This window comes from Priestia sp. USM5 (assembly GCF_058323215.1).
Genome location: NZ_JBSGKN010000001.1, coordinates 2,226,108 through 2,240,121 on the forward strand (window position 1 = coordinate 2,226,108; position 14,014 = coordinate 2,240,121).

Here is a 14,014-nt window from a genome sequence, read left to right on the forward strand (position 1 = left end):
TATAGTGTAAAAATACACTATATTAGTGTTATTTCACTTTTTGTATGGTATAATTTCACAGAAATAAAGAAAGGAGCTTACAGTTTGTGATGAAGAAAAACCTGTTGTTAGGATCTTTTTTATCTTTTTATCTAGTAGGTTCGTATACCTCATATCATATCTATAAACAGCAGCAAACCCGTCCTGTAACGGAGGATGTTGCGCAGCTTCTTCCTACAAAAGTCAAAGAAATAAAGCATGGAACCACTGAAAAACAGCTGAAAAATTGGGTAAAAACCGCTTCACAGCATCATGAAAAAATAGCGATTTCAGGCATGCAGCACAGCCAAGGAGGGCAGACATACTATCCTAATGCTATTTTACTTGATATGAAGCAGTACAATAAAATTATAGATTACAAGCCCCGTCAAAAAGAAATTACGGTTCAAAGCGGGACAACGTGGAATGATATTCAGCAATATATACATAAAGACGGTCTTGCTCTTAAAGTTATGCAATCACAAAATATTTTTACCGTTGGAGGTTCTATTAGCGTGAACGTACACGGCAGAGATATTCGATACGGTTCTTTAATGGATACGGTCAAATCTATGCGTCTCCTGCAGGCGGACGGATCTATTATCGAAATTAGCCGGACGAAACACCCCGAGCTGTTTTCTTTAGTAAACGGAGGCTACGGGTTATTTGGGGTCATTTTAGATGTGACGCTTCGTTTGACGGACGATGAATGGTACGAAGATGAAATTATTCGCTTAGATTATAGGCAGTATACAGCGTATTTTAAAAACTACGTACAGCATAATCCTGACGTTCGTATGCATATGGCGCGTATTTCCGTTTCTCCTAATCAATTGCTAACAGATATGTACGTCACAAACTACCGTTTATCTTCTCAAAATACTTCTACTGCAAACGAACCGCTCAAAACAGAAAAAATAGTGGCACTTCCTAAATTTATGCTAGGGCTGTCTCGGTATAGCGACTGGGGCAAAGATATGCTGTGGGAAACACAAAAGGCTTATTTCTTAAAACAAAATGGACGGCTTGAAACAAGAAATAATGTTATGCGTTCTGAAAGTGATTTTATGGAATACGAAAGTGCTAGCCGGACGGAAATTTTGCAAGAATACTTTGTTCCAGTTGATGAATTTGCTTCTTACATCGATGATTTACGTCAAGTGTTATCAACTGAGGAATTAAATTTATTGAACATTACCGTTCGCTATGTAGAGAAGGATAATAAAGCCGTCATGTCTTATGCAAAAGACGATATGTTTGCTCTTGTTTTACTTATTAACCAGAAAAGAGACAATCAAGGCATCTCTGATACACAAAGAGTTGTCCGAAAAATGGTGGATGTGACGCTGCAGCATCAGGGAAGCTATTACTTGCCTTACTACGGCTACCCAAGCAAGAAGCAGTTAGAAGAGGCTTACCCTCATACAACCGCCTTTTTTAATTTGAAAAGAAAATATGACCGGAACGAAACGTTCGTTAATTTATTTTATAAGGAGTATGGAAAATGACGTACAAACAACTCTTACATTCACAAAGCCTGATGATTACCGCAAGCAGTATTGTGTTTCCTTTTTACCTTTTACTGCTTCGAAATCTTGGCGATAGCTATTCACAATTTGGCTTAGCTTACGGAATTTTTGCTTTAACCGCAGCTTTGAGTCATCCGTTGATCGGTTCATGGAGTGACAGAGTAGGAGAAAAGCGCTTGCTTCTTTTATATACGTTTGGGATGGCCGTTGTTATGATTGTGATTCCCGTTTTAACAACGATCACACAGGTGTATATCATTCAAATTATAATGGGTCTGCTTGGAGCTCTTCAAAAAACAGCAGAAAAAATAGCGTTATCTAGGCAGACAGATCGTGCTCACACAGGAAAACAAGTAGGACACTATCATTTATGGACCTCTATATGGGCAGCCTTGGCCGTTATTGTAACAGGGTATATCATTGATTTTCTGACAATCGGAAGCCTTTTTTACATCACTTCGTTTATGTACGTAGCGGCAGGGGTATTAATATGGCAAAAACCAAAAACAATCGAGCTTGAACGCCACCATTCGCTGTAAAAGCATATATGGACAGGTCACCTGAATTTTTTAGTTCGTACAGTAAGATACTATAAAAAATTTATGTTCTCCCGATATAAGTACTGAAAGGAGAAACGTTTATGCAAGGTATAAGTATATCAGGGCAAGATGCATGGTCTTCTATTATAGTATCGTTCGCTATTTTCATCATTATATGGGGTCTGATTCCAGGCTTAACTATAAAGTATGTATGTAAAAGTCAAACACTAGGTATAGCAAGTTTTTTTATCGGTATTGTCTATGGAGTTAAAGCAGGTCATTTTCTTATTTAAATACGGTTTAGGTTAAATAAGGAAGCTTGGACCGCTATTAGCTAAGTCGGAGTCCCTTTTGTTTCCTGTTATTTTTTTAGAGCAATTCTCCATAATAACAGTTAAAGAGGTGAATCCGATGACAGATAATAATGTCGGGGTTGGAGTTAGCGGAAGCGAAGAGACTAGAAAAAAATCTACTGTTTCTAGTAAAACTCCTATATCTAATGATGTACAACAAAATCAAAAACAAGATAACTACGAAAAGCTTAGCCATCAACTAAATTCATTATCTGATGATGAATTTAGAGCAGATCGTGATGAAGATTAAGGGCTACCTATCAAAAAAGAATATTTAAATTAAATAAAGTATTATGAAAGTAAACTAAGTGGATTCCATGACTTTAACGTGATAGCATTAAGTACTGGTACAAACATACCACTTGACTATTTTGACATGCTATCTTGTCAAAGTTCTTAGTTATTTCTTTGATAACTGAGAATTCATTTGTAACCTTTAAGTAGAGATATAAAGGTAATCCTTCACTTTAATAAGTGAAGGATTTTTTTTCATTCTGTAAAAGTTTTGCAATTGTTTGGATTAATAAGAATAAAACAGATACATTGTATACAATGTAAACGTCGTCATGTATAATGTAACTTATTCTTAGTTGAAAACTTGAATGAGCAGGACAGACATACTCGAGATAAGCGGAGGCATACACCGGTGTCTAAAAAAATACATGATTTTAATGATATTATCCGAAAGCTGCGCAAAAAACTTTTTGGAAAAGGTCCAGAACGAATTCATACTGTATTCGTTCAAAACATGGCTATTTCAACTTTGTACGGCAACTTAACGCCAGCTGAACAATTTATCGCGAGAACAACCGAAGGTAAAGAGACGGTACATATGGCAAGAACGAAGCTTATTCAAAACCTTTATGCTTCATCTCCTCCAGAAGGACTTGAAGACTTGTTAGGAGCTAAGCTGAACTATTTATTTTCCGATATCAAAGTGGAAGAAGATATCGCCGTTTCCGTATTTGTGTTTGAAACCAATATTCAGTAGAAGAACAACGCAAAATACATAATTTAATTAAATGAAAGAGAAGTAGGATCTGCTTGTTTTTTATTTAGTTTTATTATAGATAATGATGACTGATATACTGTAAAGAAAGTGCAGGATTATTAGGCAGCATTCAAAAACCTTGTGTAAAAGGTGTTTTTGAGTGCTGCCTTTTTTAATTAAGGAGGAGTTTTATGGCATTTCACAAGCCGGATAAAATGTTAAACATCGCTTTAGAAGCGGGGGTTTCAAAGACGAAGTTATCCCTTTCTTCTATTCTTATGCTTGGGTTTCTAGGAGGCGCATTTATTGCGCTTGGTTTTTTACTAGATGTGCGCGTCATTGGTAATTTACCAGCTGAATGGGGAAGTTTATCAAATCTTTTAGGAGGGGCCGTCTTTCCTGTAGGTCTTATGCTGGTAGTACTTGGGGGAGCAGAGCTCATTACGGGGAATATGATGTCTGTCTCCATTGCCCTGTATGCAAGAAAAATTTCGCTTCGTCACTTGCTTCATAACTGGTTTTGGGTTACGCTTGCTAACTTTTTAGGTGCCGTATTTATTGCGTATTTCTTTGGACATATTGTCGGGTTAACAGAAACGGGGCCTTTTTTAGATAAAACGGTAGCAATTGCTCAAGCTAAAATTGACGACTCATTTTTTAAAACGCTTATTTCTGCCGCGGGCTGCAACTGGCTTGTATGTTTAGCTATTTGGCTTTCATACGGCGCTGACGACGTTACGGGGAAAATTCTTGGTATTTGGTTTCCGATTATGGCATTTGTTGCGATTGGCTTTCAGCACGTTGTAGCCAATATGTTTATTATTCCCGCCGCTATTTTTGCAGGTCATTTTACATGGATTGATTTTATGACAAATATTATCCCTACCTTTATTGGAAATATGATAGGTGGAGCTGTATTTGTAGGCCTTATTTATTTTTCTTCTTATCAACAGAAACAAAAAGAACGATTAAAAAAAGCTTCTTAATCAGGATTTATCAGTTGTCATTAAAAAAGCAGTCTCTTAGTAAAGAGGCTGCTTTTTTGATAGTGAAAGGTGAAAAAATGTACTTTTAACAATTTATGTATGATAACATATAAAACAATTAAGGTTCGGTAAAGGGTCAAGTTCGTTTTTTATTTTCATAATAATATTATGGTTAACTAGATGGTAAGGAATACATGTATAAGGGAGAGAAATAAATATTGAATATTGGTATAGGATTGATTCTAATATCTGTCGCACTACTATTTCTTATATCAGGAATGTTTTTACGCAAAAAGAGAAAAAAGGTATGTAGCAGCAGTTTGTTAATCGGAGGAACATTGATTTTATCAGCAGGTCTATTATTACTTACTGGTTTATATGATCCGTATGCAAATCATATTTAATAACTTACTAACGGAGAGTGAAGAAATTGAAGTTCATGTTTGCTGTTTTATTGATTATATTTGGCAGCATTTTAGGTGGGTTGACCAGTAACAGTCTAGGCGCGACAGGTAATAACATCATGCATTTAGCTGGAATTGGGTGCCTTATAGCAGCTATTTTTATAGTAAAAGACAAAAAAGATATCAAACACCGTACAAAAAAGGAATGCGATGTTTAATCACGCATTCTTTTTTGATGTAAGCAGCTCTAGGCCTTTGTCGTCCACTTTTTCTTACGATTATTATAAAATAGAGAATAACAGCTATACATACAGCAGTAAGGTGGTATTTAACAATGAAACAATCTAACAAAACAATCGGTATTGCAGCGCATGTGGATGCAGGGAAGACTACGTTTTCCGAGCAGCTTCTTTACCACACAAAAAGTATTAAACAGCGAGGAAGAGTTGACCACAAAGACTCGTTTCTTGATACTCATACGATTGAGAAAGAACGGGGCATTACGGTATTTGCTGATCAAGGAACTTTTTCATATAACGGTTCTACTTATTATTTAATTGATACACCTGGCCACGTCGATTTTTCACCTGAAATGGAACGTTCTATTCAAGTGATGGACTATGCGATTGTTATCTTAAGCGCAGTCGAGGGAGTCGAAGGGCACACAGAAACGGTTTGGCAGCTGCTTCAAAAACATCGTGTGCCCGTATTCTTTTTCATCAATAAAATCGATCGTGTAGGAGCAGATCCTGAACGTATTATAAATGATATTAAACATAACTTAACCCCTGATGTTTTTGATATAACTTCAGAGCTTGTAGACGGCTCGTTAAGTGAGGAACTTATTGAATTTACAGCTGAAAAAGATGAAGAGTTTTTAGATGCATTTATGGAAGGCAAGAATGATCAAGCTTATTGGAAAGCGGCTATGCAAAAGCTTATTCAAGCCAATCAGATTTTCCCGTGTGCTTGTGGCTCAGCTTTGCAAGACATCGGTATTGAAAGTTTTTTAGAAAAGCTCGATTTGCTATCAGAAACTCACTACTCGCAGGAAGAAGCATTTTCAGGGCGTGTATATAAAATTCGGCACGATGAAAACGGCATGCGCATCACGTTTATCAAAGCTCTAAGCGGGACACTGCAAGTGCGTGATGAAGTGGCTTATGAAAAAAACGGAGAGCTATACGAAGAAAAAATCACTCAAATTCGTGCTTATAACGGAAGCACATTCAAAAACGTAAATGAAGGTTCAGCCGGCGAACTTTTTGCAGTTACAGGATTGACTTCAGCATCCGTTGGAGACGGTCTTGGAACGTTAAAAGAAAGCCGCTCCTACGAACTTTTGCCTACGTTAAAATCAAAAGTTGTTTTTGAGCCTTCTGTTCATCCAAAAGAAGGAATTAAACTTTTTCAACTATTAGATGCCGAAGATCCTTCTTTACATGTGACGTGGGAAGAAAGGACTCAAGAGCTTCATATTCATGTGATGGGAGCCATTCAGCTTGAAGTTCTCGAAAAACTGATAAAAGAACGTTTTAATATAAACGTACAGTTCGAAGAACCAGAAATTTTGTACAAAGAATCCATTGAAAATACAGTGACGGGCTACGGGCATTTTGAACCGTTAAAACACTATGCAGAAGTTCATTTGAAAATAGAAGCATCGGAACGAAACAGCGGAATCACCTTTGAAAATGCTTGTCACGCCGATGATTTATCTGTTGGGTATCAAAATCTAGTCCGTCAGCATATATTTGAGAAGCCACATCACGGTTTGCTAACGGGGTCGCCTATTACTGATTTAAAAGTGACGTTATGTACTGGACGGGCTCATAATAAGCATACAAGCGGAGGAGATTTTAGAGAAGCAACGTACCGTGCACTGCGACAAGGCTTAGAAAAAGCCAAAAACATTGTGCTAGAACCGTATTATGATTTTAAAATTAAAGTGGATATTGATCAAATGGGCAGAGTATTAGCTGATGTTCAAAGTGCACACGGTCGCTTTGATTCTCCTGTAACAACCGAAAACAAAGCGGTTATTACAGGAAAAGTTCCTGTTGCTACTTTTATGAACTACGGTTCGACGCTAGCATCTTTTACGCACGGAAAAGGAGCGATGTCTCTATTATTCGGAGGGTATGAACGTTGTCATAATGAAGAAGAAGTGATTGAACGAATCCGCTACAATAAAGAGGCAGATCCGGAATACAGCTCATCCTCTGTCTTTTGCGCCAAAGGACAGGGATATACGGTTCCTTGGAAAGAAGCAGAAGAAAAAATGCACTGTTTATAACAAGCACTGTAGCAATCGCTACAGTGTTTGTTTCGTCATATGCTTTCACCAGCTGCTTTCTCCATACCTTTACAATAAAAACCACATTATAGTATAGTTTACTTATATTTCTAGAAATGAGGTGATAGAAGCGTGGATGCTACTGTTAAAACAACTAAAAGCGGGATAATAGGTGGAATTCTCGGAGGAATTTCACTTTTATATGTCATTATTAATACTTTATTGATCCTTAACTTTTTTACAGGACTTATTGCGGCTGAAAAGCTTCAAGGTCTTCCTATTATCACACCTATCTTTTTAGTTCCGCTCATGGTTGTTCCTGCAATTATTGGTTTTTTTATAAAAAAAGACAAGCTCTGTCTATGGGCGATTATTTTAAATATCATCTTGTTTCTTGTACCAATTGGCTACCATGTCATCGGTACGTTAGTATTCGGCCCTTAATTAAAAAACGAACAAACTTTATATTGAAGTTTGTTCGTTTTTTTATATCATATAACCTTCTATAACCACTATTGAGCCGGAGCAGTAGCTGTACTGCTGTTTTCGTCTTTCACCATCATCCTTACACCTTGTACAACCGCAATTCCTTCCCACTTATCAAGATCAGGTTCAAGAAATTCTAAAGCAAACGTGTGCGGACGTAATGACAGAAACGAAGAAAGTGTGCGGACTTGAATGACAGGAACGCCGGAACGTAAAACGTCAAATTTACGATCTGTTATATTCCCCGTAATTTCATATGTATCGCCGTCGTTTCTAATATAAAGATACTTCTTTTTTAAAAAAGTGAATTTCCGTTGAATCATTCCAACTTCATTTCCGTGGTGATCTGAAATAATCATCTTTGGCATAAGGGCAAACATTTTAGATTTACCTGTAAACACGATCTCTTCGTTTTTTAAAATCTCAAATTTATTAGCAATAGATAACTTATATGCGACATTTCCAACAATGTCTTGTGATTCATTATAAATAGGAGATTCACCTAATTCGAAAAACTTGTCTTGCAAAATAATTCCTTGTTTCTCCATCTAAAAACCTCCTTTAGAATATATTACCATATCTTACACCTTTTGAGTTTGATAAGACTATTTTCATGGGTATTATTAAATAAAGTTCGTCCTTACGTGCTGCGAATAATGAAAAGAATGAAAATAGGTTTCAAAGCTCATAATGTGTAAAGGAGACCTGCTTGTTACAAGACCAGGTGGAACGTAAAGCAATTTGTTAGATATACATAAGGAGATGATACTTTATGCCTCAATGGCATCCGCATCGTGAACAAAAAAATTTACCTGATGAATTTCCTGTTAATCCGCTTTTTTCTCGACAAGGAGAAGTGACGATTCCAAGGCTTCGTATTAGTGATCAAGGTATGCTTCCCGAAACAGCTTATCAAATCATTCATGACGAAATTGCTTTAGACGGGAATGCCCGCTTAAATTTAGCTACCTTTGTTACTACGTGGATGGAGCCTGATGCAAAGCGTTTGTACGGCGAATCTTTTGATAAAAATATGATTGATAAAGATGAGTATCCGCAGACAGCGGCTATTGAAGAGAGATGCGTACGTATTTTAGCGGATTTGTGGAATTCTCCTAATCCAGATACAACGATGGGCGTTTCAACTACGGGTTCATCTGAAGCATGTATGCTTGGCGGACTTGCGTTAAAAAGACGCTGGCAAAAACTGCGTAAAAGTAAAGGGCTATCAACAGAACGGCCGAACATTGTATTTAGTTCATCTGTTCAAGTGGTATGGGAGAAATTCGCAAACTATTGGGACGTAGAGCCTCGTTATGTGAACATTAATGAAGATCATCCTTATTTAGATGCAGAAGGCGTCATTAATGCGGTTGATGAAAATACAATTGGTGTCGTACCGATTCTTGGAGTCACATATACAGGAGTTTACGAACCAATTGCTGCTATCGCAAAAGCATTGGATGAGTTACAGGAGAAAACAGGGTTAGATATTCCTATCCACGTAGACGCTGCTTCTGGAGGTTTTATCGCTCCGTTTCTTCAACCAGACCTTATCTGGGATTTCCGCTTGCCGCGAGTAAAGTCCATTAACGTATCGGGACACAAGTACGGTTTAGTCTATCCTGGCTTAGGATGGGTGATTTGGAGAGAAAAAGAAGACTTGCCTGAAGATCTTATTTTCCGCGTTTCTTACTTAGGAGGCAACATGCCAACCTTTGCGCTTAACTTCTCTAGACCAGGAGCACAAGTCCTTTTACAGTACTACAATTTCTTACGTTTAGGTAAAGAGGGCTATTATGCCGTGCAAAAAACCTCCCAAGAAAACGCGCTGTTTCTCAGCAAAGAAATTGGAGAAATGGACGCATTCGAAATTATCGCCGATGGTTCAGATATCCCGGTTCTTGCTTGGAAACTAAAAGAAGGATACACGCCAAACTGGACTCTTTATGACCTGTCTAGACAATTGCGCACGTATGGATGGCAAGTGCCTGCTTATCCACTCCCAGCAGACATGGAAGAAATCACAATCATGCGCATTGTTGTTAGAAATGGATTTTCAAGAGACCTTGCTCATTTATTTATGGTTAATTTCAAACAAGCCGTTGAATTTCTTAACTCATTGGATAGACCTGTTCTTAAAGACACGAAATACGACAATGGATTTCATCATTAACATCGATTACGAACACACAAAGCCGTGTTATGAAAAGTACATGGCTTTGTGTTTTTTTATGCATAAAAAGATAATCTTTTCAAAAAAATACCATAAATCAAACAAGAAAATATTCTTATATTTTCTTAATTTTGGTATAATAACCCCTAAGGTTTTATAGTTCTTTAGAATTATATAAAACCTAAAAAAAGATAAAAAAAGGGGATAATAGTCTATGAAAATGTTGAAAGTTGCTTTTGGTATTCCGTTGTTAGCCGTATTGCTAGCAGGGTGTAGTGATGAGTCCAGTGAAACGGTATCGCAAAAAGAAGAGTCTGCAGAGAAATCAACAGCGGTTCATACGAAAGAAAACGGCAACAAAACGGCTGTAAAAGAATCATCGCCAAATACATTACAAACAAAAGCATCAACCATTAAAAAAGCCGTTAATTCTAAAGAAGCTGATCGCGATTACTTATTAAACGTAATGAATGGTTATCAGTATATCCAAGTAGGTGACAATCAGTATATTTACTACGGGATTAATCAAGAGCAAAATGTTTTTTGTATGATGGAAGTTAATTTTGACGCCAGTGGTGATTATGTAGAAAACATCAATTTTGTTGATAATGCTTCAGAAGAACAAATTGCTTTGCTTCAAAACCAAATACAAGAACAACAAAAGCAATTATCAGACCTTGAACAGCAGCAAATGGAAAAAGAATTAGATGATTACTACGCGCAGCTAGAAGAAGACAGACAAAAAGAAGAAGAGGCGCAGGCCAAGGCTGATGCAGAAGCTGAAGCTCAGGCAGAAGCTGATCGTAAAGCGGAAGAAGAACGTTTAGCAGAAGAAGAAAAGAAACAGCAGGAGGAAGAGGAAGCTCAGGCAAAAGCGGATGAGGAAGAAGCTCAGGCTGATTCAGAAGATGAGACGCAAACAGAAACCGAATCAGAACCAGATCAAGAAGAAGATACCGAAGCAATTGAGGAAGAAGAACCAGCCGAACAAACAGTTTCCCAAGAGCAAGCTATCCAGCTAGTTCGTGACCAACAAGGCATATCTGAAGATTCACCTCTTCTTGTAGAATACGATCACCTTGACGACTCAGGAAACTATATTATCCATGTTTATGAAAATGTTGTGGATAATGAAGATACAGGAGAAGGTCATACAGCTACACAAGGTTGGTATCAAGTAAGTCCTAGTGATGGGTCAATTACTGATGTTACGGTAGATGGTTACTAATAAAAAGAAAAAAGGTTTATTAAAAGAAGCGTTCCTAACTAAAAGGGAGTTGCTTCTTTTTTAAGGTATAATTTCATAGAATATATTTCTAAATTATGCACAAAAGGAGAAATCAGATGAAAAAGCGTTATATATTCGCACTGCTTGCTCTCTTTCTACTCACGACCGCTTGCCAAAATCCCTCTCCACCTGTGGATAAAACGAGCGGACTAAGTAAAAAAGATGCTCACGAGTTAGGAAATCACCTTGAACTTGTGAAAGTGGATGTATCGATTGTTACGGATAAACGTTTAGTTGGTTCAACCATTATCACAGAAGGAAAAGACAAAGGAAAAGAGCTCGTGCCTACTAGTTTATATTACGAAATCGACTTAAAAAACACAGGTAAAAAACGCGTTGGGAAAGAACATCCGGACAAAGGAATTGAAATGGAAATTCAGCCTCATATACCATTAAAAAATGCACTAGAAGAGAGCGCTGGCTTCAATGTATTTAATCCTGATGATAATCAAGATAGGTCTGGACTGGGATATGGTTTTTCGTCTCCTAGCATTCTCAAATATAATGAACAAGGAAATTTTACTTTGAATTATGATTTAGGGTTTAAAGGTTCAACTAATAAAGAGCAAGCTTCTCCTTTGAAAGCATCTGACCAACAGTTAAAAAAGCTAGAACTACAACTTTTAGATGGAGTTTTAGTTGTCAAGCAAGAAAAACAGGTGTTAGCCAAATTTGATATGAAAACTAAAAAGAGAATTGAAAAATAATAAACAACGGTAACATGGTAAAAGCCTACTTGACTAAGTAGGCTTTTTTAGAACCACATTTTTTTACATACGTTTTTACGATGAATGTCATATATTTGGCTGATGCCGTGTTTATCAAATTTATCAAGTAGCTTATCAGTTCCACACTTCATTTTATAGTTCATTTCACTTTCGTAAAGAGGAAGTACATTATAGAACTCAACATCTTTTCCTTCACGGATATGAACGCTCCAGGCTTCTTCTTCAGTTAGTGGAGGGAGTAAAAGAGAAGCACAAAGCTTTGTATTAGAGCTAAATGGTTTAATTGGGTTGTCATTTTGAATCGTGTGGCCAAACCCTACCCATGTATCTAATTCATGGGGGAAGCGAGCTAAAAATTTTAAATTTTCAATTGGCCAATATATTTCTTCTTGCTTAAATCCTTCTTCTGAAAGGTCCCATTCTGGTGGTAAAAAACAAAGGAGTTCAGTATAACGACCACCTTCGACTTCTGGCGGAGTATTCATTGCCTTATCACTCATTCCTTGAGTAATAAGCGTATGGTAAGGACGTTCTTCACTAGGTGCAATATGATAGACATCTACATGTACAAGATGAGACATAATTTCATGATAGACCATATAAATAGGTCCAAAATAACGTTCAATATGAGCTTCCATAATCTCTCTTGCTTCTTCATCTATGTCAACATTTGGATCAAAATCCTTACCTGAACCTTTATGAGTGTATAAAACATCCCCTGATTCTGTGTATTCATATTTATCTTCATTGTTTGACATGCTTTTAATTCCTTTCTATCTAGTAATTAGATAAATCAGCTATTTTAAAAGGTAAATAACCTATTTTGGTGATAACCTATGATAGACTTATATTACCATAATCACCTAAATAAAGTTAGTTAGGATTATTCAGTTAAAGCAGGAGGCAGTGGCAGCAGAAAGTAATTAAAGTTATCAGGGATATTTTATTGCTTAAAAACATAACAAGGAAACGAGGAGATTAGCAATGGAACTTGACCTAACTGTAAATTCGAAGAGACGCTACGCAAATTTTGTTAAAAGAGTTTCAGAAAGCACTGTGGTCTGGGGATTAAAAAGTGAAGACGGCTGGTGCGTATGTGAATCGAATAAATATGAAAAGACAGTCGTTATGCTTTTTTGGTCGGATGAAGCATATGCAAAGCAATGTGCAGTAGAAGGATGGTCACATTATAAATCAGCATCTATACCGTTGGAGGAATTTATGGATAATTGGCTATACGGAATGAATGACGACGATTTGTTAGTTGGTGTTAACTGGAATGCCAAGTTAATTGGGTTAGAAGTCGAGCCGTATGATTTATTGACAGAATTAGAAGACTTGTTAGAAAAACAGTAGATTTACTTTTCTTTTTTATAATATAAGGAGTGACCAAGTTTGAACATTGAAGCGGCGACTATTTTTAGTATTGAACCTGATGACACTTATTTAACTATTATTGATGCAGATTATAGAGATGAATATGGACTAGTCTTAGTTCAAAAACGTCATAATAAATTCGAACTGTCTGTAAACGGTACTACACTTTATCCACGTTTAAAAATAAACTATCCTTTTGTCAGATGGATTGATTATAAGCATTTTTTGATAATGAATGCCAGAACCAAGGGAGAAGAGCACAATCTTTTTATTATGAATATTGCTGGAGAAGTCATTCGGTCATTTTATTGTGGAGATGCTGTACAAGACATAGCTGTTAGTAAAGATGGAATATGGTGCAGCTATTTTGACGAAGGCGTTTTTGGTGAAGGGATATCAACAGAAGGGTTAGTATTATTTGATAATACAGGTTCACCAACTTTTCAATATCATTCTCATTTACCAGATGCTCCGTCCATTGCAGATTGCTATGCAATTTGCAGAGGTAAAAATATGACACTTTGGCTATATCCATATACAGATTTTGAGTTAATTCAAGTAAATCCCGAGAAAAATTCCTTCATTGTACATCAAACTCCTGAAACGTTACATGGATCACAAGCAATAAGTATTAGAGGAGAATATAGCTATTTTTACAGTCCATACAATAAGGGAGGAGCATTATACAGTTGGAAAGCAGGAGAGAGTAGTTTTAAAAAAATAGGTAAGTTAAGCGGAACCCTTAGAGGGCTAGATACAAGGCAAAAAGCTCATTTTATAGGTATTGAGGAAAAGAACATAAAAGTTTACACCATCATGAACCCAAAAGAGTATTAAAACATA

The 14,014-nt window shown here is 36.8% G+C and carries 16 protein-coding genes; 14 read left to right on the forward strand and 2 right to left on the reverse strand.

The window, feature by feature from the left end:
• Nucleotides 1-89: 89 nt before the first annotated feature.
• The 9 genes from ACWATA_RS12140 to ACWATA_RS12180 all read left to right on the forward strand — a co-directional run bounded on the left by ACWATA_RS12140 (nt 90) and on the right by ACWATA_RS12180 (nt 7,560).
• Complete coding sequence (locus ACWATA_RS12140) at nt 90-1,526, forward strand: FAD-binding protein (protein ID WP_340843313.1); 1,437 nt, start codon at nt 90-92, stop codon at nt 1,524-1,526.
• Nucleotides 1,523-2,086 (forward strand): MFS transporter, encoded by a 564-nt coding sequence (locus ACWATA_RS12145; protein WP_154988718.1) that lies wholly within the window; start codon nt 1,523-1,525, stop codon nt 2,084-2,086. Before ACWATA_RS12140 ends, ACWATA_RS12145 begins: the two co-directional genes overlap by 4 nt.
• Nucleotides 2,087-2,187: 101 nt before the next feature.
• Complete coding sequence (locus ACWATA_RS12150; RefSeq protein WP_028413263.1) at nt 2,188-2,379, forward strand: hypothetical protein; 192 nt, start codon at nt 2,188-2,190, stop codon at nt 2,377-2,379.
• Between the two features lie 118 nt (nt 2,380-2,497).
• Nucleotides 2,498-2,689 (forward strand): hypothetical protein, encoded by a 192-nt coding sequence (locus ACWATA_RS12155; protein WP_028413264.1) that lies wholly within the window; start codon nt 2,498-2,500, stop codon nt 2,687-2,689.
• Between the two features lie 396 nt (nt 2,690-3,085).
• Nucleotides 3,086-3,430 carry a Na-translocating system protein MpsC family protein gene (locus tag ACWATA_RS12160; protein WP_048020788.1) on the forward strand — a complete coding sequence of 115 codons (345 nt, stop codon included), beginning with the start codon at nt 3,086-3,088 and terminating at the stop codon, nt 3,428-3,430.
• Nucleotides 3,431-3,621: 191 nt separating this feature from the next.
• Complete coding sequence (locus ACWATA_RS12165; RefSeq protein WP_154972938.1) at nt 3,622-4,416, forward strand: formate/nitrite transporter family protein; 795 nt, start codon at nt 3,622-3,624, stop codon at nt 4,414-4,416.
• Nucleotides 4,417-4,855: 439 nt separating this feature from the next.
• Complete coding sequence (locus ACWATA_RS12170) at nt 4,856-5,038, forward strand: hypothetical protein (protein WP_261763675.1); 183 nt, start codon at nt 4,856-4,858, stop codon at nt 5,036-5,038.
• Between the two features lie 116 nt (nt 5,039-5,154).
• Nucleotides 5,155-7,116 carry a GTP-binding protein gene (locus ACWATA_RS12175; protein ID WP_473049875.1) on the forward strand — a complete coding sequence of 654 codons (1,962 nt, stop codon included), beginning with the start codon at nt 5,155-5,157 and terminating at the stop codon, nt 7,114-7,116.
• A 132-nt stretch (nt 7,117-7,248) separates the two neighbouring features.
• Nucleotides 7,249-7,560 (forward strand): YnaG family membrane protein, encoded by a 312-nt coding sequence (locus ACWATA_RS12180; RefSeq protein WP_176344025.1) that lies wholly within the window; start codon nt 7,249-7,251, stop codon nt 7,558-7,560.
• 68 nt (nt 7,561-7,628) lie between these two features.
• Here the strand turns inward: ACWATA_RS12180 and ACWATA_RS12185 are convergent, their stop codons facing one another.
• Entirely contained in the window at nt 7,629-8,150 is a 522-nt protein-coding gene (locus ACWATA_RS12185; protein ID WP_473049876.1) for an LURP-one-related family protein, read from the reverse strand.
• A 224-nt stretch (nt 8,151-8,374) separates the two neighbouring features.
• On the opposite strand from ACWATA_RS12185, the gene gad reads away from it, so the two are divergent.
• The 3 genes from gad to ACWATA_RS12200 all read left to right on the forward strand — a co-directional run bounded on the left by gad (nt 8,375) and on the right by ACWATA_RS12200 (nt 11,773).
• The gene (gene gad, locus ACWATA_RS12190; protein ID WP_033579053.1) at nt 8,375-9,778 is read left to right on the forward strand and encodes a glutamate decarboxylase; all 1,404 of its coding nucleotides are present in this window, start codon (nt 8,375-8,377) and stop codon (nt 9,776-9,778) included.
• Between the two features lie 214 nt (nt 9,779-9,992).
• On the forward strand, nt 9,993-11,006 hold the full coding sequence (locus ACWATA_RS12195) for a hypothetical protein (protein ID WP_473049877.1): 1,014 nt from the start codon (nt 9,993-9,995) through the stop codon (nt 11,004-11,006).
• Between the two features lie 116 nt (nt 11,007-11,122).
• Complete coding sequence (locus ACWATA_RS12200; protein ID WP_473049878.1) at nt 11,123-11,773, forward strand: hypothetical protein; 651 nt, start codon at nt 11,123-11,125, stop codon at nt 11,771-11,773.
• Nucleotides 11,774-11,820: 47 nt separating this feature from the next.
• On the opposite strand, the gene ACWATA_RS12205 is transcribed toward ACWATA_RS12200, so the two are convergent.
• Entirely contained in the window at nt 11,821-12,552 is a 732-nt protein-coding gene (locus ACWATA_RS12205) for a suppressor of fused domain protein (protein ID WP_473049879.1), read from the reverse strand.
• A gap of 226 nt (nt 12,553-12,778) precedes the next feature.
• On the opposite strand from ACWATA_RS12205, the gene ACWATA_RS12210 reads away from it, so the two are divergent.
• Nucleotides 12,779-13,150, forward strand: coding sequence for a DUF2750 domain-containing protein (locus tag ACWATA_RS12210; RefSeq protein WP_098112647.1), 372 nt, complete (start codon nt 12,779-12,781; stop codon nt 13,148-13,150).
• Between the two features lie 39 nt (nt 13,151-13,189).
• Entirely contained in the window at nt 13,190-14,008 is an 819-nt protein-coding gene (locus ACWATA_RS12215; RefSeq protein ID WP_098626525.1) for a TetR family transcriptional regulator, read from the forward strand.
• The last annotated feature ends 6 nt before the right edge of the window (nt 14,009-14,014 follow it).